Source organism: Caballeronia eucalypticola (assembly GCF_047608185.1).
Lineage (GTDB): Bacteria > Pseudomonadota > Gammaproteobacteria > Burkholderiales > Burkholderiaceae > Caballeronia.
This window is the reverse complement of record NZ_JBLKRU010000020.1, coordinates 113,892-137,080: the sequence shown is the minus strand read 5'-3', so window position 1 is coordinate 137,080 and position 23,189 is coordinate 113,892. Positions and strand designations below refer to the sequence as shown.

The following is a 23,189-nucleotide window of genomic DNA, read 5'->3' as shown; positions in this document are numbered from 1 at the left end:
ACACACTGGTTATAGGATCAAGCCTTACGGGCAATTAGTATCAGTTAGCTTAATGCATTACTGCACTTCCACACCTGACCTATCAACGTCCTGGTCTAGAACGACCCTTCAAGGAGCTCGAAGCTCCAGGGATATCTCATCTCAAGGCGAGTTTCCCGCTTAGATGCTTTCAGCGGTTATCTCTTCCGAACATAGCTACCCGGCGATGCCACTGGCGTGACAACCGGTACACCAGAGGTTCGTCCACTCCGGTCCTCTCGTACTAGGAGCAGCCCCCTTCAAATATCCAACGCCCACGGCAGATAGGGACCAAACTGTCTCACGACGTTTTAAACCCAGCTCACGTACCTCTTTAAATGGCGAACAGCCATACCCTTGGGACCGGCTACAGCCCCAGGATGAGATGAGCCGACATCGAGGTGCCAAACACCGCCGTCGATATGAACTCTTGGGCGGTATCAGCCTGTTATCCCCAGAGTACCTTTTATCCGTTGAGCGATGGCCCTTCCATACAGAACCACCGGATCACTATGACCTGCTTTCGCACCTGCTCGACTTGTCGGTCTCGCAGTTAAGCACGCTTATGCCATTGCACTATCAGCACGATTTCCGACCGTACCTAGCGTACCTTCGTACTCCTCCGTTACACTTTGGGAGGAGACCGCCCCAGTCAAACTGCCTACCATGCACTGTCCCCGATCCGGATCACGGACCAAGGTTAGAACCTCAAACAAACCAGGGTGGTATTTCAAGGACGGCTCCACCGAAACTAGCGTTCCGGTTTCATAGCCTCCCACCTATCCTACACAGATCGGTTCAAAGTCCAATGCAAAGCTACAGTAAAGGTTCATGGGGTCTTTCCGTCTAGCCGCGGGGAGATTGCATCATCACAAACACTTCAACTTCGCTGAGTCTCGGGAGGAGACAGTGTGGCCATCGTTACGCCATTCGTGCAGGTCGGAACTTACCCGACAAGGAATTTCGCTACCTTAGGACCGTTATAGTTACGGCCGCCGTTTACCGGGACTTCAATCAAGAGCTTGCACCCCATCATTTAATCTTCCGGCACCGGGCAGGCGTCACACCCTATACGTCCACTTTCGTGTTTGCAGAGTGCTGTGTTTTTATTAAACAGTCGCAGCCACCAGTTTATTGCAACCCCTTCACCCTCCTGGCGCAGGCCAGTCAAGCTACAGGGGCGTACCTTATCCCGAAGTTACGGTACCAATTTGCCGAGTTCCTTCTCCCGAGTTCTCTCAAGCGCCTTAGAATACTCATCTCGCCCACCTGTGTCGGTTTGCGGTACGGTCTTGTTAAACTGAAGCTTAGAGGCTTTTCTTGGAACCACTTCCGATTGCTTCTTCGCCTAAGCGAATGGCCTCACACCCTTGAATTACGCGCCCGGATTTGCCTAAGCGCCTTCTCCAATGCAAGGACCGGGACTTCCAACACCCGGACAACCTTCCGCGATCCGTCCCCCCATCGCATTTAACAATGGTGCAGGAATATTAACCTGCTTCCCATCAGCTACGCATTTCTGCCTCGCCTTAGGGGCCGACTCACCCTACGCCGATGAACGTTGCGTAGGAAACCTTGGGCTTACGGCGAGGGGGCTTTTCACCCCCTTTATCGCTACTCATGTCAGCATTCGCACTTCCGATACCTCCAGCACACTTTTCAATGCACCTTCACAGGCTTACGGAACGCTCTCCTACCATGCGAGATAAATCTCGCATCCGCAGCTTCGGTATATTGCTTAGCCCCGTTACATCTTCCGCGCAGGACGACTCGATCAGTGAGCTATTACGCTTTCTTTAAAGGGTGGCTGCTTCTAAGCCAACCTCCTGACTGTTTTAGCCTTCCCACTTCGTTTCCCACTTAGCAATATTTGGGGACCTTAGCTGGCGGTCTGGGTTGTTTCCCTCTTGACACCGGACGTTAGCACCCGATGTCTGTCTCCCGTGATTGCACTCTTCGGTATTCGGAGTTTGCTATGGCGTAGTAATCCGCAATGGACCCCACAACCATGACAGTGCTCTACCCCCGAAGGTGATACACGAGGCACTACCTAAATAGTTTTCGGAGAGAACCAGCTATTTCCAAGTTTGTTTAGCCTTTCACCCCTATCCACAGCTCATCCCCTAATTTTTCAACATTAGTGGGTTCGGTCCTCCAGTACGTGTTACCGCACCTTCAACCTGGCCATGGATAGATCACTTGGTTTCGGGTCTACGCCCAGCAACTGAACGCCCTATTCGGACTCGCTTTCGCTACGGCTGCCTTAATCAGTTAACCTTGCTACTGAACGTAAGTCGCTGACCCATTATACAAAAGGTACGCCGTCACCCCTTGCGAGGCTCCGACTGTTTGTATGCATGCGGTTTCAGGATCTATTTCACTCCCCTCCCGGGGTTCTTTTCGCCTTTCCCTCACGGTACTGGTTCACTATCGGTCGATCACGAGTATTTAGCCTTGGAGGATGGTCCCCCCATCTTCAGACAGGATTTCACGTGTCCCGCCCTACTTGTCGTACACCTAGTTCCACACATCCGCTTTCGCCTACAGGGCTATCACCTGCTATGGCCACACTTTCCAGAGTGTTCGGCTAACGGTCGTGCTAAAGAGTACAGGCTGATCCCATTTCGCTCGCCACTACTTTGGGAATCTCGGTTGATTTCTTTTCCTGCGGTTACTTAGATGTTTCAGTTCACCGCGTTCGCTTCACTGAGCCTATGTATTCAGCTCAGGATGACCCAGAAGGGCCGGGTTTCCCCATTCGGACATCGACGGATCAAAGCTCGTTTGCCAGCTCCCCGTCGCTTTTCGCAGGCTACCGCGTCCTTCATCGCCTGTGATCGCCAAGGCATCCACCACATGCACTTGTTCGCTTGACCCTATAACGAGTGTGTCTCCGAGAGTTCGCTCTACACCGAACCGAAGTTCAATGCCGATGAAACCTCTTTCACACCGCTATAGGTTGAGTATTCGTGTTGCGCCGTATTCCAAAGCAATCTTTCGATCACCTTTTCATACATTGATACAATCACAACCCTGATTCACCTACTCACACACCCATCTCTAAGTGTATTTTCGTGAATCTCTTTACTACTTCTTCCAGATTGTTAAAGAACGACAGCACAACTTAAAGCGCTATGCCTTAAATTGCTTACTGACTGGCTCAATCGCCAATGCATAATCACTCTCGTGTGCAAAGAATGCTATGCGTTGGTGATTGGTGGAGGATGACGGGATCGAACCGACGACCCCCTGCTTGCAAAGCAGGTGCTCTCCCAGCTGAGCTAATCCCCCAAGTACCTTGATGCCTGAGGGTCTGCATTTATCATTTCACGTTCTTTCAAACGCTCAAGAGTAAATGGTGGGTCTGGTTGGATTCGAACCAACGACCCCCGCCTTATCAAGACGGTGCTCTAACCAACTGAGCTACAGACCCTTAGCCTGTCTTCTTACAGCCGATAAGCGTGAGCGCTTTAGCACTTCACTTCAATACGTTTGAGCTCGAGAAAGGAGGTGATCCAGCCGCACCTTCCGATACGGCTACCTTGTTACGACTTCACCCCAGTCATGAATCCTACCGTGGTGACCGTCCTCCTTGCGGTTAGACTAGCCACTTCTGGTAAAACCCACTCCCATGGTGTGACGGGCGGTGTGTACAAGACCCGGGAACGTATTCACCGCGGCATGCTGATCCGCGATTACTAGCGATTCCAGCTTCACGTAGTCGAGTTGCAGACTACGATCCGGACTACGATCGGTTTTCTGGGATTAGCTCCCCCTCACGGGTTGGCAGCCCTCTGTTCCGACCATTGTATGACGTGTGAAGCCCTACCCATAAGGGCCATGAGGACTTGACGTCATCCCCACCTTCCTCCGGTTTGTCACCGGCAGTCTCCTTAGAGTGCTCTTGCGTAGCAACTAAGGACAAGGGTTGCGCTCGTTGCGGGACTTAACCCAACATCTCACGACACGAGCTGACGACAGCCATGCAGCACCTGTGTATCGGTTCTCTTTCGAGCACCCCCACCTTTCAGCAGGGTTCCGACCATGTCAAGGGTAGGTAAGGTTTTTCGCGTTGCATCGAATTAATCCACATCATCCACCGCTTGTGCGGGTCCCCGTCAATTCCTTTGAGTTTTAATCTTGCGACCGTACTCCCCAGGCGGTCAACTTCACGCGTTAGCTACGTTACTAAGTCAATGAAGACCCAACAACTAGTTGACATCGTTTAGGGCGTGGACTACCAGGGTATCTAATCCTGTTTGCTCCCCACGCTTTCGTGCATGAGCGTCAGTATTGGCCCAGGGGGCTGCCTTCGCCATCGGTATTCCTCCACATCTCTACGCATTTCACTGCTACACGTGGAATTCTACCCCCCTCTGCCATACTCTAGCTCGCCAGTCACAAATGCAGTTCCCAGGTTAAGCCCGGGGATTTCACATCTGTCTTAACGAACCGCCTGCGCACGCTTTACGCCCAGTAATTCCGATTAACGCTCGCACCCTACGTATTACCGCGGCTGCTGGCACGTAGTTAGCCGGTGCTTATTCTTCCGGTACCGTCATCCCCTCAGGGTATTAGCCCAAAGGTTTTCTTTCCGGACAAAAGTGCTTTACAACCCGAAGGCCTTCTTCACACACGCGGCATTGCTGGATCAGGGTTTCCCCCATTGTCCAAAATTCCCCACTGCTGCCTCCCGTAGGAGTCTGGGCCGTGTCTCAGTCCCAGTGTGGCTGGTCGTCCTCTCAGACCAGCTACAGATCGTCGCCTTGGTAGGCCTTTACCCCACCAACTAGCTAATCTGCCATCGGCCGCCCCTATAGCGCGAGGTCCCGAAGGATCCCCCGCTTTCTTCCGTAGATCGTATGCGGTATTAATCCGGCTTTCGCCGGGCTATCCCCCACTACAGGACACGTTCCGATGTATTACTCACCCGTTCGCCACTCGCCACCAGGATTACTCCCGTGCTGCCGTTCGACTTGCATGTGTAAGGCATGCCGCCAGCGTTCAATCTGAGCCAGGATCAAACTCTTCAGTTCAATGCCTGTTACTGTTTTCTATTCTTGCGAATAGGTCGCTCACTCAACGTACTGACAAGTTCCTCCCATCTTCCAGTTACCCGAAAGACGCTCAAAACCTACCTTAATACTAGTGTGAGACTTGATACTTTCGCTTCACGGCAGCACCTCCCGGGTTACCCCGGAAAACACCACCACGCTTAAAGCAAAACACCAAGCGCCCACACTTATCGGCTGTTAGTTTTTAAAGAACATTCGCTACCCACCGCACGATCCCAACCCTCAGAACCCTGCCGCTTTCGCGTCGCTGCATCTGCAGCACAGAAACGAGATTATGTCCTGCGTTTCGCTTTTCGTCAACAGGTTTTTTACTCAACCCCGACTTTCCGATTCGCTGCGAAGCCCGTCCTGCTTGGCTTTGCGGCATCCTCTTAAACGATACGCCATCTGCACTTTCTCACTTCCCTTCGCCTCTTCGTGAAGCGAAGGAACGGAATTCTAGTGCCCGTTTCTCACTCGCGCAAGGGGTTCATGAAAAGAATTTCAGCGGTGCATTTCTCCACACCTACAAAGCGCGCCAAAGGCAGGCGCGGGGAAGCTTTAGCGAAGCTCCAAAACCAGCATCGCAGAGAGGCCGCGCACTAATGGTCCAACCCGACTCATAGCGACTACAATCTAAGGTTCTCTGCACCTGATAACTGCCTCCTATGCGCTCGCGAATCGCCAAACGACTTCCCCCGGATGCCGACAAGCTCGTCGGTCTTTCGCTCTCGCTGTTCGCATCGGGCAGCCGGATAGAAGACCGATTCTGGGAAGCGCGCCTCGACACGCTTCTCGGGAAAATTGTTCGCAACGGCAATCAGACCGCGCTCGATGCCGCGCTCGATCACCTCCAACTCAAGTTCCCCGACGCTTACGGCGCGCTCGCCGATATGGCGGAAACACAAAGCGAGTCGTTCGCAATCGAGATCGACGGTGTGCCGCACGAAGCGCTGCTGATTGCGGCGCCCGTGCTGGCCTGGACGCGCTACTCGATCCCTTCCGGGCCGCTCAAAGCCGAAGTGGTCGACGCGTTGCGTATCCAATTGCAAGCGCACGTGCTCGCGGAAGGCGCGAAAGTGGCGCTCGCGCCGTACCTCTATAGCATCGACCAGTTACCGCGGCACCACGTGGAAACTGCACGCGTCGCGCAGCAGCTCATACAGGCCGTGCTCGGCCACGCGCCTGCACGCCTCAACCTCGGTGACCTGCCCGAAACATCGCCCATACTTGCGGACCCGCGCTTTCTGCTGGCGATGGCCATCGTGCCTGTTGGCGCCGCGCTGTTTCGATGGCAAGAGGAAACGGCCGGCACCCGGATCGAACGCGGCCAGTGTCTTGAACACTGGGCGACCCAAGGCGGCGCCAGTTTTGCGGCCATCCTGCCCGGCTGCGAATTCGAATGTCTGCTGCCAGACGCCTACTATTCGGCATGTCGTGACGCCGACGAACAGGTTCGGCCGCACTCGGTCCGCACCGCGGTTCGGTACCTGTTCGACACGCTCGGAACGGCGCCTGACGAACTACGTGCCGTGATTGCGGGATTTGGCGAGCAACGCGTCGATGAATATCGGATCGGCTTTACGCGCCGTGGCAGCAACGAAGTGATCTATGGCGTCGTCTGGCCACTTTACGGACGAGAAAACGGCGAGATTAACGCGGCCGAAGAAGCGGCCGAGTTAGAGGGCGCGGATGGTCCGGTCGAAGAGATCGTCGCGCTGTTGAAGCGCTCGGGCGTGACCGACGTGCGCCGACACACCGGCCGTTTCGAACCTGAATATTGCGACGATTGCGGCGTGCCGCTGTACGCGGATCCGCTCGGGGAAATTGTCCACGCGGAAATGCCCGAAGACGCTGAGCCAGCCCAGCCTCATTTTCACTGAGGTAAGAGGTTTGAAGAAGCTGGAGGGCGAAGGCGTTTGGGTCTCGTGTGCCGCTTGTTGCCACCCTCCCCTCATTTGCATCATCACGAGGGATCGAGAAGTTAGCGCTTCCGGACCCGGCGAGAAGATGCAACGCCCATCTTGACGGGCCCATTTGTAACTTTCCCGATGCGATACAAAGAACCGTTCCAGCGCCCGTTGGAACGGTTCTTTTTCATGCAGCACCCTCAGCGACCGAATACCTCCGCCCTGTCGTCTATGAGATGCGATCCGGGCAGCAGCGGCTCCTCGTGTTTCCATTCTACAAGCCACTATCTATCGCCCCGTCAACACTGCCGGGCGAACAAAATCCGTGCGTGAAGACAGCGAAAACCTCAAGCCACTTGCCAAGTTGTTCAATGAAAACAACGCCGTTCGTGGATTCAAGCAAATGCAATCCCAATTATCCAAATTTATTCCGATGCCAGAGCGCGGAAGCACGCTTCGGATACGTCTCATCTCGTCTCGTATTCGCACTCATACTTAAGACACATCCCAACATCGCGCGCACGCATTTCAGAACCCTCCTAACAAAGCCTCCCTGAATTGAAATTAATTCGCTAAATCAACCGCCAAGCGAAACACTGCGGGGGATTTTGTGCGTAATGCCTATGCCATTCGGTCAGGGCGCAATTTCGGCCGCGATTGGTCATTATTGGTTAGCCGCATATCGCCCGCCCGGCAGCGGGCATCGCGCCGAACCCATATAACAACGAGGCACGCATGAAATTCACCATAGTCAACTTCGAAGCCGAGCGTCGCGAAGGTTTGAAGGCGCTCTTGAGGCATATCGACCGGCGCGCGCGTTTCAATGAGGCAAAAGACTGGCGGCAAGCGGCAAGTGCGATCTTGCGGCTCGAGCCGGACATGATCGTGATCGACTGGCACGACGCCATGCGCATGGCAGACCTGCGCACGCTGTTGAATGCCTTCCCCGGGATTCCTGCGGCAATCATCGTGGACGAAGCGTCGACCGCTCAGGTCCGACTTCTTCTGAGCGCAGGTGTCCTCGGCGTGGTGCCGCGCGATCTCGACCCTACGCTGATTGTCAGGACGCTCGAAATGGTTCTGCTGGGCGGCCATTACGTTCCCGCGTGCGCGCTTGACCCCGCGCTCGAGCCTGTTTTCCTGTCACGTCGCGACACTGAGCCGAAAGAAATCCGAAAGGGCTCAAAGCGCTTCAACACTTTGTCACTGCGCCAACAGCAAATCATGCGGTGCGTGCACATGGGCAGCACCAACAAGATCATTGCGAAAACACTTGGAATCAGCGAGGGCACCGTAAAAATTCACTTGGGCAGCATTTTCCAGCAACTCGGTGCGCCGAATCGCGCAGCCGCCGTCGCTATTTATAACGTCTGGCAGAACGGCTACCTGGAAGTCCTGAAGCGCGAGGCTGACGCGTCGCCAAGGCCGGCGCTCGGCGATGCCGGTCCCGTGCCGCTGCGCACGGCCGCTTTGCTGGCGTATGCGCCACGGCCGGAGCTTGAAGAACATCTGCTGCCAATGGCAGCAGAACCTCAACCTCGTTTCGGCGACTGAACGCGCTTATTTCACAGCCCGCACGCAACGCGTAAATTAACGCGTTGCGTGTTGGAAAATCCCCGCTGGCACAGTCAATGCACACGTTTTCTGGCGCAAACGAGTAATATAAGATTTATGGGTTTCTTCTACACACCTCTTCCGCTTTGGCTCGCAATAGGTGGCTGGATTGTCACTGCGGGTGTGCTCGCCCTTGCAATTTGGAAGAACCCGTTTCGACGGTTGCAGGACGGGACGCTTCAACACGTCTGGTTCGGCATTGTGGTTGCCGTCACGGTACTGTGGGCGTGCAATACCTGGTTCGAAGATGGACCCGCCATTCATCTACTAGGCGCAACGCTTATGGTCACGCTGTTCGACTGGCAACTCGCAATGGTCGGCATGGCGGTGACAACCGGTTTGGCGGCGGTCGTGCTGGATGCCTCATGGCCCGGTGTTCCCGTGACCTTCTTATTGTTCGGGGCATTGCCCGTCGCCGTTTCGTCGCTGCTACAGAAAGCTATCCAGGCGTGGATTCCGCGCAGTCTGTTTGTCTTTATCGTCGGCCACGGTTTCCTGACATCAGCGTGCGCTGTCGCAGTAGCATGTTCCGCGGGGCTGTTGCTGGAAATCGTGCTTGCAAATGGCGCGATGATTATCCCGGCCGGATTTACGCTAGCTGCCTCCCTGCTCGTAGCCGGCGAGGCCTTGTTCTCCGGCGTATTCACCATCCTGATCACCGTCTACCGGCCTGCCTGGATCACTACGTTCGACGTCCGGCGTTATCGGCTGGATCGTGGGCCGCGCGTCTAAACGCTGTATCGATTCCAAATCTTGTCCCGCATCAAGGTCCTCGGCAGAAGCTGTGTCGAGGCCGGGCATCTTTGGCAGTTCGTGAAAGAATTTAATATAAGATGGAACTCCACCTCACTGTCGGGCATCTTACGTGCCTGTTGTCTCTTTAGTGCATAACCTGATGGATAGTATTCAAGTACCGCGTCGACTGCTCCGGCTGGTCGGCCGGCTGGTGGCAGTTGCATCAATGGCGACCCTGGCGTCGGCCGCGTGCAGCGCTACTGCGTTCGCTGATACGCTTGACGAACGCAACGAGCTCGTCAATCACTTCGTTACCGACTTCAACGCCAATCCCCTGGTGGCCGACTGCGCTGCCCACGGAAGTTTCGTGGCGAGTACATCGACGGCGTTCGATCATGTGGAGTTTCCCGCCAGTTCCTTCGATTCCGCTCATGGCAGCATCGTCCCCTGGAACGACTCATTCGACGACCACAAGCAACGCATCAAGGTGGACAACGTCGTGACGGTCGAGGGCCTTGGGGTCACCAAGGAGGGCGACTCCACGCCTTCTACGCTGAAGTTCCGTTGCGGCTATGTAGGCAGCCAGATGCTGGCTTTCGGCTGGAACGATCCGGTGCCGTCAGCCACGCCGCGAGCTGAACCCCGCTCGAGCCACGGTGCAAGAGGCCGGCATGGTGCGGTCAAGGGCAAAGGGAAAACGAGCTCGAAATCGGCAGGCAGCAAGACGACGAAAAAATCGGCGAGCAAAAAGAAGCACTGAGCCGTGGGGCTCTGAGGCACGTTCTCCGAGCCATCGTCTCAACCTCAACGTCAATGCAAAAGGGTGTGATCGCTATCCAGCGATCACACCCTTTTGATATACACCCTTCAGAACGCGCAGGCATCGCATGCGCACCAGCGCGCCAACCTCAGAACGCCTGCAGATGCCGCAGGATAGCCTGAAGCATCGACGCCCCCAGCGCGGCGCTGCGCTCGCCGTTCCATCCAACCCGCTCGTCCGGCAAATTCGCGTTGTCCTTGAACGGCATCTCAAGCGTCAACGACAAACATCCGAACTCATTGCCCACATATTTGGATGCCAGCTTCAACGCGTCCGTCTGGTACTTGCTCGCTTCATAGCCGTACACGTCCTGAAAATCGGGACTCGCCTGCTTGAAGCATTCGATGAACGCCTTCTGTTCCAGCGCCTGCTTTTCAGTAAAGCCGGGCAGCATCTCCGACCCGGCCACGAACACGTAAGGCAGCGCTTCGTCGCCGTGGATATCGAAGAAAAGATCACAGCCCAGCGCGTGGATGGCATTACGAACGGCCAGCACTTCAGGACTGCGCGCGGCGTCCGGTTCCATCCATTCGCGATTCAGGTTGGCACCCGCGGCGTTGGTGCGCAGATTGCCGAGCACGCTGCCGTCGGGATTCATGTTCGGCACGATATGGAACACGGCGTGATCGAAGATCAATCGTGCGACAGGATCACCCGCCCAGTCGCCCCAGCCCGCCAGCCGTTTGACCAGACCTTCCACGAACCACTCGGCCATGGTCTCGCCGGGATGCTGGCGCGCGATGATCCACACGTTCTTCTTCGGCTTCACCGGGCGCTCGGTCTCTTCGGTCAACCCAAGCGACACGAGCGACATGGGCCGGCCTTGCACCGTCCGGCCTATTTCAGTCAGCGTCGCGTGCGGCATTTGCTGAACGGCACCGAGAAATCCTGCATGGCGCTCTTCGCTATACGGCTCGAAATAGGCGTAATACACGGCATCGAAATCCGGCGTGTGCTCGATGGTCAAGACGCGGCCGTCGTAACGAGTCGGCACACGGAACCAGTTGATGCGATCGTAGCTCGCCACTGCCCGATACTCGCGCCAACCATCGGCGAACGCGCAGTCAGCGGCGTTTTCGAAGTTCATCGTGAGCGGCTCGTCGCGCACGCCCGAGACGCGGAAGTAGAACCACTGTGCGAACTCGGCGTGGCTGTCCGGCCGCACACGCAAGCGAATGGCCGCGGGGTCCTCGGCGGACACAACCTCGATCGCGCCTGCATCGAATTGACTCGTGATTGAAATGCTCATGACGCTTCCTTAATAGTGCGTGCTCGTGGCGCTCAAGAACCCAGCCGCCGTCGATACACATAACTCGTTTCGGTGGATGCCTTTTTATCGAAGGCATACCCATCGCTGTCGAAAGCCTTCAGGCCTTCCGGCTCGTCAATCCGATGCTGCACGGCAAATCGCGCCATCATGCCCCGCGCGCGTTTCGCGTGAAAACTGATGATCTTGTACTGGCCATTTTTCCAGTCCTGGAAGACCGGCGATATCACCGGCGCGTCCAGGCGCTTCGGCTGCACCGACTTGAAATACTCGTTGGACGCGCAGTTCACCAGCACGCGCGCGCCCTTCTGTTTTTTCATCTGCGCGTTCAGGGCTGACGTGATTCGATCACCCCAAAACGCATACAAATCCTTGCCGCGCGCGTTGGCGAACTTCGTGCCCATTTCCAGCCGATACGGTTGCAACAGATCCAGCGGCCGCAGCAGTCCGTACAATCCGGAGAGTACGCGCACATGAGTTTGAGCGTAGTCGAGATCCGCCGCTTGCAGCGACTTTGCGTCGAAACCTTCGTAGACATCGCCGTTAAACGCCAGCATGGCCTGCTTCGAATTATGCGTGTCAAAGCTCGGCGACCAGTCCGCATAGCGCTGGAAATTGAGGCGCGCGAGGGGATCGGAGATATGCATGAGGCTGCCGATTTCCTGTGGCGAGAGCTTGCGCAACGCGTCGATGAGTTCAGCGGAATCGGCGGCGAATTCAGGCAACGTGTGCTTGCTGACGTGAGGCGGGGTCTCGTAGTCGAGCGATTTGGCCGGCGATAGAACGATTATCATAGGGGCTCGCCGGCATGCTGCCAACGATGAAGACGGAAACCCTCGATTGTATCGAATGAAAAAATCCCCCGTGCTGCGCGCCGTGCTCGATTCGAATGTCTGGATCGACATCCTGGTATTCGATGACCCCATTACGCGCCCAATCCGTGCCGCGCTTGAAGCCGGCACGCTGCAAGCGCTGATCGATGCGCGCTGCCTCAAAGAACTGACATATGTGCTGGACTATCCGCAATTCGCGCGCTTCGCCGTGAATAAATCCGAAGCGCTTGAAACGGTCGCGCGGCTTTCGCAATTCGTCGCGCCCGAACCGCCGCCTGCAGACGCGCCGCCGCTGCCGAAATGCCGCGATCGCGACGACCAGAAGTTTCTCGAACTGGCGCACGCGAGCAAGGCCGACTGGCTGGTATCGAAGGATCGCGCCGTGCTTAAACTCGCGAAACGCACGGCACGCGATTTCGGGTTTCGAATCGCCCAGCCCGCGCCGTTCGTAGCCAGCTTCTTAGGCAGCCTGAAAGCGGACATTGAAGCTTATGAAGAAACAACTAAAGCAACGAACGAGGTAACAAACGCTTTCGACGTTTAAAATAGGACACATTTCCTTTTAGCGCAGCCGATCGCCCACGCCATGAACGCCTCGCACGACCTTCCGACTTCGTCCGCTGTTCCCGCCATTGCCTCGCGTTTGCCGAACGTCGGCACGACCATTTTCACGGTCATGAGCGCGCTTGCGACACAGAAAGGCGCGGTCAATCTAGGCCAGGGCTTTCCGGATTTCGCATGCGATCCGCGCATCGTGGACGCCGTATCGACGGCCATGCGCGACGGCCACAACCAATATCCGCCGATGGCCGGCGCCGCGCCGTTGCGCCACGCGATCAGCGAGAAGATCGAACGGCTGTACGGCCGCCACTACGACATCGAGCGCGAGATCACCGTCACGGCCGGCGCGACCCAGGCCATCCTGACCGCCATCTTGTGCTGCGTGCATCCGGGCGACGAAGTCATCGTGATCGAGCCGATGTACGACTGTTACGTGCCCGCCATCGAGTTGGCGGGCGGCAAACCGGTGTTTGTATCGCTGGAAGCACCCGATTACGCGCTGCCCTTCGACAAGATCGCGGCCGCGATCACGCCGGAAACGCGCTTGCTGATCATCAACTCACCGCACAATCCGACGGGCCGCGTCTGGCGCGCCGAGGACATGCAGAAGCTCGACGAGATCCTGCGCGGCACCGACCTGCTGGTCCTCTCCGACGAAGTCTACGAACACATGGTCTTCGACGGCGCTCCGCACGAAAGCGTGTGCCGATACCCAGAGCTCGCCGCGCGCAGTTTCGTGGTGTCGAGTTTCGGCAAGACTTTCCACGTGACGGGCTGGAAGATCGGCTATGTCGCGGCGCCCGCCGCGCTGACGGCGGAATTCCGCAAGGTTCACCAGTTCAACGTCTTCACCGTGAATACGCCGATGCAGGTCGGCATTGCGGAATACCTCAAAGATCCCGCGCCGTATCTGGAATTACCCGCGTTTTATCAGCAAAAACGCGACTTTTTCCGCGAAGGGCTGGCCAACTCGCGCTTCAAGCTGCTGCCTTGCGACGGCACGTATTTCCAGTGCGTCGACTATTCGGCCATCAGCGACCTGCCTGAGGCCGAATTCTCGCAATGGCTCACGAGCGAAATCGGGGTCGCCGCCATTCCGGTTTCGGCGTTCTATCACGAGAGCCACGAATCGGGCGTCGTGCGTTTTTGCTTCGCGAAAAAGGAAGAGACGTTACGCACCGCGCTTGAACGTCTCGCCACCCTTTAACGGCTATATCTTCGGCAGCGCTTTTTTCTGCGCGTCCATGAAGGCGAGCCGGTCGGCCGTGACCTTTTGTGCGGCCGACCGCTCGCCCACCAGCTTGTTGTGAGTCTTCCAGTCGATCCCCGATTCCAGCAGGAAATCCCCTCCATAGATGGCTTTCGTCGTCAGCCCGATCAGCGGCAAATTCACGAACGCGCTTACATCGGCGATACTGAAGGTCGTGCCGAGCGCGTACGGTTCGAACCTCGCAATCCGCTTCAATCCGGCGATGCCATGCCTGAGCCGTTTTTCCGCGCGTACCTTCGTGTAGTCAGTCACCGTGCCGCCGAAAAACGCCTGCTTGTAGAGCTCGCGCGCAACCAGTTCAAGATGCGTTTCGAGGAACACGATCATCTCGCGCTCCTTGGCGGCCGTGAACGGATCGGCGGAAAAAATGGGCTTCTCCGGATAAGCGCTCGCCAGATATTCGACAATCACCTGCGACTCGCACAGCGCCCCAGCCTCGGTTTCCACATACGGAACCTTGCCAAGCGGCGAGCGCGCGAGGGTTGCTTCGTCCTGGCCGAAATTCGCGCGCACCTCTTCGAACGGAATGCCGTGTTCGAGCAGCACGAATTTCACCTTGTTCACGTAGTTGGACAGCGGAAAACCATACAGCTTGAGCATCTTGAGTCTCCTGGACATCTTTCGTTTTAATCAATACAGGCAATCGATCGTCTTTGGGGTCATCTTATAAACAGTACGATCGTGCTAATCTAGCAAAAAAGGAGTGAGACACGCCATGAGTTTTCGCGATACAGAGATTCGGACCGTTGGCATTGTCGGCAGTGGCGCGATGGGACGCGGCATCGCGCAGATCGCAGCGCTCGGCGGCCTGAACGTGCGTCTGTACGACACCAATCAGCAAGCCATCACGGCTGCACGCGAGTATCTCGCTGACACCCTGAACAAACTCGCCACAAAAGGCAAGCTGAACGAAGCCGATGCCCACGCGGCGCTGGCGCGCATTCATGCGGCTGGGGCGATCGGCGATCTGGCCGATTGCGATGTGGTGGTCGAAGCGATCGTGGAAAAGCTGGAGGTCAAGCGCGAGTTGTTCCGCGAGCTGGAAAGCGTGGTCCGTGCGGATTGCATCCTGGCGTCGAATACGTCGTCGCTGTCCATTACCGCCATTGCCGCAGGGTGCGCCAAGCCGGAGCGCGTGGTCGGCCTGCACTTCTTCAACCCCGTGCCGCTGATGAAAGTGGTCGAAGTAATCGATGGCTTGCGCGGCGACCCTGCTGCCGGCGACGCGCTGATGGCGCTCGGCCGCCAAATGGGCCACACGGCCGTGCGCGCGAAGGACATGCCCGGGTTCATCGTGAATCACGCCGGGCGCGGCATGAATACCGAAGGCCTGCGGATCGCGAGCGAAGGCGTGGCGAGTTTCGCGGATATCGACCGGATCATGCGCGAACAAGCGGGTTTCCGGCTCGGGCCGTTCGAGTTGCTCGACCTGACGGCGCTCGACGTCTCGCATCCGGTGATGGAGTCGATCTATCACCAGTTCTACGAGGAACCGCGCTTCACGCCGTCGCCTATCACGGGCACGCGGCTCGCCGGTGGCTTGATCGGGCGCAAGGTCGGTGAAGGTTTCTATAAATACGTGGACGGCAAGCAGCAGGTTCCCGAAGAGGCACCGGCGCCTACAACGTTGCCGCGTCGCGTATGGGTCAGCCGGGCATCTGCCCACGCGCGCGAAGAAGTGTTCCGGCTGATCGCGAAGATGGAAACGGCGGTGACTATCGATACCGGCGGCAGCCCCGCGCCGGATTCGCTGATTATTGTCACGCCGCTCGGCCACGATGCCACCACCGCAGCCGTCGCGGAGAAACTCGACGCGTCGCGCACGGTCGCTATCGACACGTTGTTTCCCCTCGCCGATGCCACCCGGCGCACCATCATGACCACGCCCGCCACGACCGCCGAATTCCGCGATGCCGCGCACGCGCTCTTCGCATTCGATGGCGTTCCCGTCACCGTGATTCGCGATTCGACCGGCTTCGTCGCGCAGCGCGTGGTGGCGACCATCGTCAACATTGGTTGCGATATCGCGCAGCAACGCATTGCGTCGCCTGCGGATATCGACCTTGCCGTGACGCTTGGCCTAGGTTATGCGCGCGGTCCGCTGGCGCTGGGCGACGCGCTCGGCGCAAGCACCATTCTCACGATCCTGCGCAACATGCAGGCCGTGCTCGGTGACCCGCGTTATCGTCCGTCGCCGTGGCTCGCACGGCGTGCGCAACTCGGCTTGTCGCTTACCTTCGATGAGGTCGCAGCATGAGCGCCGAACTGTTGTCCGCCCGACCCGCCGAAAGCGACACCACGCTCGTTCTCAAGCTGTCCAATCCGGGCGCCCGCAACGCGCTGCACCCGGACATGTACACCGCCGGCATCGAAGCGATGAATACGGCTGAACGCGATACGTCGGTGCGCGCGATCGTGCTGACCGGCGCCGATAACTTCTTTTGCGCCGGTGGCAACCTGAACCGCCTGCTTGAGAACCGCGCGAAGGATCCGTCGGTACAGGCTGCGAGTATCGACATGCTTGGCGAGTGGATCATCGCGTTGCGGTCATCGACGAAACCGGTGATCGCCGCTGTGGAAGGCGCTGCGGCGGGCGCCGGGTTCTCGCTGGCGCTCGCGTGCGATCTGCTGGTCGCGGCTGACGACGCCAAGTTCGTGATGTCGTACTCGCGCGTGGGCCTCACGCCCGATGGCGGCGGCTCGTGGTTCCTCACGCGCGCGTTGCCGCGTGCGCTCGCCACCGAAATTCTGCTCGAGGCAAAACCGATAGGCGCCACGCGACTGCATGAAGTCGGTGTCGTGAACCGCGTGACGAAACCGGGCGCAGCGCTCGACGCGGCCATCGCGTGGGCCGATGAACTCGGCCGCATGGCGCCGAAAGCGCTCTCGCGGATCAAGACGCTGATCACCGCGGCCGAAACGCAGTCGTTGGCGGAACATCTGGATGACGAACGCGATGGTTTCGTCGATGCTCTTCATAACGGCAACGCGCTCGAAGGCATCAACGCGTTCCTCGAAAAACGGCCACCGCACTACAAATGACGACCTCGTACGAACTGCCCAAACGCCGCCGTATTTTCCTGATGCGCCACGGCGACGTCACTTACTTCGATGCAACCGGCCGTGCCATCGATCCCGAAGGTGTGCCGCTAAACGAACGCGGCCGGGAAGAAGCCAGCGCGGCGGGACGCGAGTTCAAGGCGCAGCAAATTCGCTTCGATAAAGTCATCGCCACCGGTCTGCCGCGCACGCTCGAAACCGCGCAACGCGTGCTGGCAGAAACGGGCCAGCAGATCGACATCGATATATGGCCGGAATGGCAGGAGATTCGCGGCGGCCGTCTGGGTGATCTACCACCCAAAGATTTTGAGCGCGCGTTTCTCAGCGTCTTCGATGGCATCGTGCCGGAAACGACTGCGTTTCTGGGTGGCGAGACTATCGGCGAATTGCTTGATCGCGTATTGCCCGCGATGCAACGGCTACGCGACGATTCGTCCTGGGACACCGTGCTGCTTGTGCTGCATGGCGGCGTCAATCGCGCGTTGTTATCGCACGCGATCACCAGCGGCGGCCGCACGTTTTTCGGCCATCTTTCGCAGACTACGGGCTGCATCAACGCGCTTGATGTCGGCGATAAACCGGCCGATTGGGTCATCCGCGCGATGAATCATTCCCCGCCCTCGCCGCTTCACGCCGCGGTACGCAACACAACTATGGAACTGTTGTACGCGCAGTTCGTGCGCTTTAAATCGCTGATGAAGTCATAGCGCCTCAAGCGCGGTGCCTCGGTAAATAAACGCAAGACCGGAGGAGACAACGATGGCTACAAACGATACCCCCGTCCCGCAGGACTTCTCAGCGTTCGAGGGAACACGCCCGGTCAACAAGCGGCAACAATTCGATGTTCCGGCGTTGTCCACGTGGCTGGAATCGCATGTTGAAGGTTTTGCCGGACCGCTCACCGTCGAGCAATTTGCCGGCGGTCAATCGAATCCCACCTTCAAGCTGATCACGCCCGCGCGCAGTTACGTGATGCGATCGAAACCCGGGCCGGCGGCGAAGTTATTGCCATCGGCGCATGCGATCGAACGTGAATATCGCGTGATGGACGCGCTCGCCGGCACCGATGTTCCCGTCGCGAAAATGTTCGCGTTATGCGAGGACGAAAGCGTGATCGGGCGCGCGTTCTATGTGATGGAGTTCATCGAAGGCCGCGTATTGTGGGATCAGGCGCTACCGAGCATGACACCGTCCGAACGCGGTGCGATCTACAACGAGATGAATCGCGTGATCGCGGCGCTCCATTCGGTGGACATCGCTCAGGTCGGGCTTGAGACCTACGGCAAGCCCGGCAACTATTTCGAGCGTCAGATCGGCCGCTGGAGCAAACAATACGTTGCGTCGGAAACCGAGTCTATCGATGCAATGAACAAGCTGATCGAATGGCTGCCGAAGCACATTCCTCGTGGCGAAGAAGGCGCGCCGGCGGAACGTGTATCGATCGTTCATGGTGACTTCCGGCTCGACAACCTGATCTTCCATCCAACCGAACCGCGCGTGCTTGCGGTGCTCGACTGGGAACTGTCCACGCTTGGCGATCCGCTTGCCGATTTCGCTTATCACTGCATGGCGTGGCATGTTGACCCGACGCAATTTCGCGGCATCGGCGGCCTCGACTGGGCGGTGCTGGGCATTCCCGACGAGGACGAATACGTCGCGACCTACCTTGCCCGCACGGGTCTTGCCATTCAGGGCGACTGGAATTTCTACCTCGCCTACAACATGTTCCGCATTGCCGCGATCCTGCAGGGAATCATGAAGCGGGTGAGCGAAGGCACGGCGGCAAGCACGCAGGCTCTTGATGCTGGAAAGCGCGCGAAACCCATGGCCGAACTCGCGTGGCTGTATGCGCAGAAAGTCGGAGAATAGAGATTAATGAGGAGAGGATATGAATTTCGATTACACGCCGAAAATGCAGGAACTGCGCCACAAGCTAAGCCATTTCTTCGATGAACACATCTACCCGAACGAGCGGGCGTTCAACAGCGAAGTCGCCGCCAATCGCGCAAACGGCAACGCTTGGGTCCCGACTGCGTTGATCGAAAAGCTGAAGGAACAAGCCCGCGATGCCGGCCTGTGGAACCTGTTCCTGCCCGCATCCGAACGCGGCGCCGGACTGAGTAATCTGGAATATGCGCCGCTCTGCGAGATCATGGGCCGCGTGCCATGGGCGCCCGAAGTCTTCAACTGCGGCGCGCCGGATACGGGCAACATGGAGACCATCGAACGGTATGGCAGCGAGCAGCAGAAACTCCAATGGCTCGAACCGTTGCTGCAAGGCGAGATCCGCTCAGCATTCCTGATGACCGAGCCGGACGTGGCTTCGTCGGATGCGACGAATATCCAGTGCAGCATCGTGCGCGATGGCGACGGCTATGTGATCAACGGCCACAAGTGGTGGTCGTCGGGTGCGGGCGATCCGCGCTGCAAGGTGTATATCGTGATGGGCAAGACCGATCCCGACGCGCCGAAACATCAGCAACAATCGATGATTCTCGTTCCCGCAGACGCGACCGGTATCACGGTTCACCGGCCGCTCTCGGTGTTCGGCTACGACGACGCGCCGCACGGTCACATGGACATCACGCTCGAGAACGTACGCGTGCCGGTATCGAACATGCTGCTCGGCGAAGGGCGCGGCTTTGAAATCGCGCAGGGACGTCTTGGCCCGGGCCGGATTCATCACTGCATGCGCCTGATTGGACTGGCTGAACGCGCGCTCGAATTGATGTCGAAACGCACGCTGCAACGGGTCGCTTTCGGCAAGCCGATCGCTGCGCACGGCGTGACGCAGGAGCGAATTGCCGAAGCACGCATCATGATCGAACAGGCGCGTCTGCTCACCCTGAAAGCGGCTTACATGATGGATACCGTCGGCAACAAGGGCGCACGCGGCGAGATCGCGATGATCAAGGTGGTCGCGCCGAATATCGCGTGCCAGATCATCGATTGGGCGATCCAGGCCCACGGCGCGGCCGGTGTTTCCGATGACTTTCCGCTGGCGTACGCCTACGCGCATGCGCGGACGTTGCGGCTTGCCGACGGACCCGATGAAGTGCATCGGAACGCGATCGCCAAGCTGGAGCTTTCACGGTACGCGTGACGCGGTGTTGAGCGTCCTTCTGCGAACTATGGTCTAATTTTTGGCAGCGTTTTTGAGTGGCAACCCCTGATTGCTCGGGTCGCCGCTTTCCCGTATTAGGACCAGGAGCGAAGATGATCGACGTCTATAGCTGGGCCACGCCGAACGGCCACAAGATTCATATCATGCTGGAAGAACTCGGACTCGAGTACAAAGCCATTCCCATCGATATTGGCGCGGGCGATCAGTTCACGCCCGATTTCCTGGCGATCAGCCCGAATAACAAGATCCCCGCGATTATCGACAGCGATGGCCCCGAAGGCAAGCCGCTGGCACTCTTTGAATCCGGGGCGATCCTGTTTTATCTCGCTGAGAAGACGGGTAAGTTCTTGCCTCTGGATCCTGTCGGCCGATACACGACCATGCAGTGGCTGATGTTCCAGATGGGCGGCGTTGGACCCATGCTTGGCCAGGCGCATCACTTCAGGATTTACGCGCCGGAGAAGATCGAGTACGCGGTCAATCGATATTCGAACGAAGCCAAGCGCTTATATGGCGTAATGGACAAGCAATTGGGCGTGACGCGGTATCTCGCGGGAAACGAATATTCGATCGCTGATATCGCGACGTTTCCGTGGACGCGATCGTGGAAAAACCAGGGGATTGAGCTGGACGAATTTCCAAACGTGAAGCGTTGGTTTGACGAGATTTCGGCGAGGCCAGCGGTTATTCGCGGCGTCGAAGTACTTGCGTCTGCGCGCAAGGATTTGACCGGCGATAAACAACGCGAAGTGTTGTTTGGCGCGCAGCAGTACGCGCGGCGTTAAGCGTGAATTGGCGCAGGTTCCTCGCTAGGGGAACCTGCGCGATGACAAGTACCGGCTTTCAGAAGTAATGCCGCGTGATGAACTCAGCGACGCACACGGGTTTATCGCCGCCTTCTTTCTGCACGGTCACGCGCCAGATGACCTGCACGCCACCCTCTTCCACATCGGCCACCGTTTCGGCTGCGAAACTCGCCCGCAGCTTCGTCCCAACGCGCACTGGCGACATGAACCGCACCTTGTTCATGCCGTAGTTCACGCCCATTTTCTGCTGCAACGGCACGCATTGCTCAAGCCACATTGGGACCAGCGCCAAGGTCAAAAACCCATGCGCAATCGGACCACCGAATGGCGAATCTTTGTTCGCCCGCTCTACGTCGACGTGGATCCACTGATGATCGTCGGTGGCATCTGCGAATCGGTTCACGCGTGATTGATCTATTTCCAACCACTCGCTTACATACTCTTCCCCACCCGCCGCGGCTTTTACATCCGCTGCACTGGCTAACGTGGCTAGCGTCATTGCATATTTCCCGGGTGGCGAAGCCCGAAGATTGCTGCTGAATCCACGGTCAAGACCAGTTCGTCGTGCTGGTTATAAGCTTCCCACCGCGTACCGACAATTCCACGATCCGGCTTGCTCTCCGACACTCGCTTGCTCAGCACGCGCACCGTCAATCGCACGGTGTCGTTCACGCGAACCGGCTTGAGCCAGCGGATATTATCGAGGCCGGGAGAACCCATTGAAGTGGAATCGGCGAGCATGTCACGCACCAGGATTCCCATCATTGCCGAACATGTATTCCAGCCGCTCGCGACCAGCCCGCGAAACGGCGATGCCTCACCACCCGCCTCGCTCAAATGAAAAGGCTGCGGATCATAACGCCCGGCAAATTCGATAATCTCTTCTCTCAGAAACGTATGGCCGCTCAATTGCGCCACGGCTCCCACTTCGAAATCTTCATAGCTGAACGTCATCTCCGCTCTCCTGTTTCAATGCATCGATTATTTAAACATCAGTGTTGGCGAATCCAGGCAACGACGCAAACCGTGCAAGATGATGATCGACGTCGCCTAACGTTGTTTCGATGATCGACAAACGCTTGAACCAATGCGCCGCTGCAACTTCGTTCGTCACGCCCATTCCGCCATGCAACTGCACCGCTTGCTGACCGACGAAACGCGCTGCCTGACCCACTCGCGCCTTGGCCGCGGAAATCGCCCTGCGGCGTTCATCGGCGTTATCGCTTGCATATCGTGCGGCGGCAAGGTAAGTGATGGAACGCGCCTGCTCGGCATGGATCAACATCTCGACCATGCGATGCTGCAAAGCCTGGAAACGCGCGATGGGCGTGCCGAATTGCTTGCGCTCCTTCGTGTATTCGACCGTCGCGTGATTCAGCGCATCGAGCACGCCGACGGCTTCTGCGCACAGCAAAAAGGTCGCGTAATCGGCAATATGCTCAAGCGTTGCAGCACCCACGTTGGCCTTGCCGAGACGGACTGCTTCAGTCCCCGTGAACGTGAGCGTCGCGGCACGCTGGCCATCAATCGTCCGATACTCGATGACTTCCACATTCGCCGCGTTACGCGCAACGACGAACAACGCGATTTCGCCAGCCAGCCGCGCGGGCACGATCCAATAGTCAGCCTGCGCGCCGTGCAGGACCAGTGACTTCTGGCCGCTCAACGCGAACCCGTCGCCTTTCTCCTGCGCGGTGGTATCGATCGAGAACAGGTCGTAGCGGGCGTGCGGTTCGTGAAACGCGACCGCGAGCTTGATCTCGCCGCCGGCCGTGCGTTCGAGTAACGCGTTCGCATGGTCATCGCCCACCAGCCGCAAGGCTTCGATACCCACCGCCGTGGCCCAATAAGGCTCCACGACAAGCGCTCGTCCGAGTTCCTGCATCACGACCAGCATGTCGGCCGGACCGCCGTCGAAACCGCCTTGCGCTTCCGGCGCCGGCAAAGCCGTCAAGCCTAGCTCGGCGAATGCCGTCCAGTGTTTTGCATCCACGCCGTCCTTCGACGCCACGATCTTCTGACGTGCATCGAACGTGTACTCGTTGTCGAGATACCGGCGCAATGCGTCCCTGAACTGTTGCTGCTCATCGGTGAAATTGAAGTCCATGTGCAGCTCC

At 57.9% G+C, this 23,189-nt stretch carries 18 protein-coding genes, 2 tRNA genes and 2 rRNA genes; 12 read left to right on the top strand and 10 right to left on the bottom strand.

Going from position 1 to position 23,189, the window contains the following annotated elements; translation table 11 throughout:
- Positions 1 to 13: 13 nt before the first annotated feature.
- The 4 genes from ACMX25_RS22865 to ACMX25_RS22850 all read right to left on the bottom strand — a co-directional run bounded on the left by ACMX25_RS22865 (position 14) and on the right by ACMX25_RS22850 (position 5,054).
- A 23S ribosomal RNA gene (locus ACMX25_RS22865) occupies positions 14 to 2,894 on the bottom strand.
- A gap of 339 nt (positions 2,895 to 3,233) precedes the next feature.
- Positions 3,234 to 3,309: transfer RNA gene (locus ACMX25_RS22860), tRNA-Ala, on the bottom strand.
- Positions 3,310 to 3,374: 65 nt separating this feature from the next.
- A tRNA-Ile gene (locus ACMX25_RS22855) sits at positions 3,375 to 3,451 on the bottom strand.
- Positions 3,452 to 3,521: 70 nt separating this feature from the next.
- Positions 3,522 to 5,054: ribosomal RNA gene (locus ACMX25_RS22850) — 16S ribosomal RNA — on the bottom strand.
- Together the 16S and 23S rRNA genes with 2 tRNA genes alongside form the textbook arrangement of a ribosomal RNA operon.
- 686 nt (positions 5,055 to 5,740) lie before the next feature.
- On the opposite strand from ACMX25_RS22850, the gene ACMX25_RS22845 reads away from it, so the two are divergent.
- The 4 genes from ACMX25_RS22845 (at position 5,741) to ACMX25_RS22830 (ending at position 10,091) form a co-directional block, all read left to right on the top strand.
- Complete coding sequence (locus ACMX25_RS22845) at positions 5,741 to 6,955, top strand: DUF2863 family protein (protein WP_414952335.1); 1,215 nt, start codon at positions 5,741 to 5,743, stop codon at positions 6,953 to 6,955.
- 762 nt (positions 6,956 to 7,717) lie between these two features.
- Entirely contained in the window at positions 7,718 to 8,536 is an 819-nt protein-coding gene (locus tag ACMX25_RS22840) for a LuxR C-terminal-related transcriptional regulator (protein ID WP_414952334.1), read from the top strand.
- Positions 8,537 to 8,653: 117 nt separating this feature from the next.
- The gene (locus ACMX25_RS22835) at positions 8,654 to 9,328 is read left to right on the top strand and encodes a hypothetical protein (protein ID WP_414952333.1); all 675 of its coding nucleotides are present in this window, start codon (positions 8,654 to 8,656) and stop codon (positions 9,326 to 9,328) included.
- Between the two features lie 163 nt (positions 9,329 to 9,491).
- Positions 9,492 to 10,091: a BspC domain-containing protein gene (locus ACMX25_RS22830; protein WP_414952332.1), complete on the top strand. Its 600-nt coding sequence runs from the start codon at positions 9,492 to 9,494 to the stop codon at positions 10,089 to 10,091.
- 148 nt (positions 10,092 to 10,239) lie between these two features.
- On the opposite strand, the gene ACMX25_RS22825 is transcribed toward ACMX25_RS22830, so the two are convergent.
- Together ACMX25_RS22825 and yaaA are read right to left on the bottom strand one after the other, a co-directional pair.
- Positions 10,240 to 11,400: a M14 family metallopeptidase gene (locus ACMX25_RS22825; RefSeq protein ID WP_414952331.1), complete on the bottom strand. Its 1,161-nt coding sequence runs from the start codon at positions 11,398 to 11,400 to the stop codon at positions 10,240 to 10,242.
- 32 nt (positions 11,401 to 11,432) lie between these two features.
- A complete protein-coding gene (gene yaaA, locus ACMX25_RS22820; protein WP_414952330.1) occupies positions 11,433 to 12,212 on the bottom strand; it encodes a peroxide stress protein YaaA in 780 nt (259 codons plus the stop codon).
- A 55-nt stretch (positions 12,213 to 12,267) separates the two neighbouring features.
- Here yaaA and ACMX25_RS22815 point away from each other — a divergent pair, with 55 nt between their 5' ends.
- On the top strand, positions 12,268 to 12,795 hold the full coding sequence (locus ACMX25_RS22815) for a putative toxin-antitoxin system toxin component, PIN family (protein WP_414952329.1): 528 nt from the start codon (positions 12,268 to 12,270) through the stop codon (positions 12,793 to 12,795).
- 42 nt (positions 12,796 to 12,837) lie between these two features.
- On the top strand, positions 12,838 to 14,019 hold the full coding sequence (locus ACMX25_RS22810) for a pyridoxal phosphate-dependent aminotransferase (RefSeq protein ID WP_414952328.1): 1,182 nt from the start codon (positions 12,838 to 12,840) through the stop codon (positions 14,017 to 14,019).
- Between the two features lie 3 nt (positions 14,020 to 14,022).
- On the opposite strand, the gene ACMX25_RS22805 is transcribed toward ACMX25_RS22810, so the two are convergent.
- Positions 14,023 to 14,682, bottom strand: coding sequence for a glutathione S-transferase family protein (locus tag ACMX25_RS22805; RefSeq protein ID WP_414952327.1), 660 nt, complete (start codon positions 14,680 to 14,682; stop codon positions 14,023 to 14,025).
- Positions 14,683 to 14,797: 115 nt separating this feature from the next.
- On the opposite strand from ACMX25_RS22805, the gene ACMX25_RS22800 reads away from it, so the two are divergent.
- The 6 genes from ACMX25_RS22800 to ACMX25_RS22775 all read left to right on the top strand — a co-directional run bounded on the left by ACMX25_RS22800 (position 14,798) and on the right by ACMX25_RS22775 (position 21,051).
- A complete protein-coding gene (locus tag ACMX25_RS22800; protein ID WP_414952326.1) occupies positions 14,798 to 16,339 on the top strand; it encodes a 3-hydroxyacyl-CoA dehydrogenase in 1,542 nt (513 codons plus the stop codon).
- Complete coding sequence (locus ACMX25_RS22795) at positions 16,336 to 17,124, top strand: oxepin-CoA hydrolase, alternative type (RefSeq protein WP_414952325.1); 789 nt, start codon at positions 16,336 to 16,338, stop codon at positions 17,122 to 17,124. The genes ACMX25_RS22800 and ACMX25_RS22795 overlap by 4 nt, the downstream gene beginning before the upstream one ends.
- Positions 17,121 to 17,849 carry a histidine phosphatase family protein gene (locus ACMX25_RS22790; protein WP_414952324.1) on the top strand — a complete coding sequence of 243 codons (729 nt, stop codon included), beginning with the start codon at positions 17,121 to 17,123 and terminating at the stop codon, positions 17,847 to 17,849. Before ACMX25_RS22795 ends, ACMX25_RS22790 begins: the two co-directional genes overlap by 4 nt.
- Before the next feature lie 52 nt (positions 17,850 to 17,901).
- Entirely contained in the window at positions 17,902 to 19,011 is a 1,110-nt protein-coding gene (locus ACMX25_RS22785) for a phosphotransferase (protein WP_414952323.1), read from the top strand.
- 19 nt (positions 19,012 to 19,030) lie between these two features.
- Positions 19,031 to 20,245: an acyl-CoA dehydrogenase family protein gene (locus tag ACMX25_RS22780; protein ID WP_414952322.1), complete on the top strand. Its 1,215-nt coding sequence runs from the start codon at positions 19,031 to 19,033 to the stop codon at positions 20,243 to 20,245.
- 113 nt (positions 20,246 to 20,358) lie between these two features.
- On the top strand, positions 20,359 to 21,051 hold the full coding sequence (locus ACMX25_RS22775; RefSeq protein WP_414952321.1) for a glutathione binding-like protein: 693 nt from the start codon (positions 20,359 to 20,361) through the stop codon (positions 21,049 to 21,051).
- A 58-nt stretch (positions 21,052 to 21,109) separates the two neighbouring features.
- On the opposite strand, the gene ACMX25_RS22770 is transcribed toward ACMX25_RS22775, so the two are convergent.
- The 3 genes from ACMX25_RS22770 to ACMX25_RS22760 are packed head-to-tail and all read right to left on the bottom strand — an operon-like array spanning position 21,110 to position 23,179.
- Positions 21,110 to 21,571, bottom strand: coding sequence for a MaoC family dehydratase (locus ACMX25_RS22770; RefSeq protein WP_414952320.1), 462 nt, complete (start codon positions 21,569 to 21,571; stop codon positions 21,110 to 21,112).
- Positions 21,568 to 22,026 carry a MaoC family dehydratase gene (locus ACMX25_RS22765; RefSeq protein ID WP_414952319.1) on the bottom strand — a complete coding sequence of 153 codons (459 nt, stop codon included), beginning with the start codon at positions 22,024 to 22,026 and terminating at the stop codon, positions 21,568 to 21,570. The genes ACMX25_RS22770 and ACMX25_RS22765 overlap by 4 nt, the downstream gene beginning before the upstream one ends.
- A 31-nt stretch (positions 22,027 to 22,057) precedes the next feature.
- Entirely contained in the window at positions 22,058 to 23,179 is a 1,122-nt protein-coding gene (locus ACMX25_RS22760) for an acyl-CoA dehydrogenase family protein (protein ID WP_414952318.1), read from the bottom strand.
- Between the last annotated feature and the right edge of the window lie 10 nt (positions 23,180 to 23,189).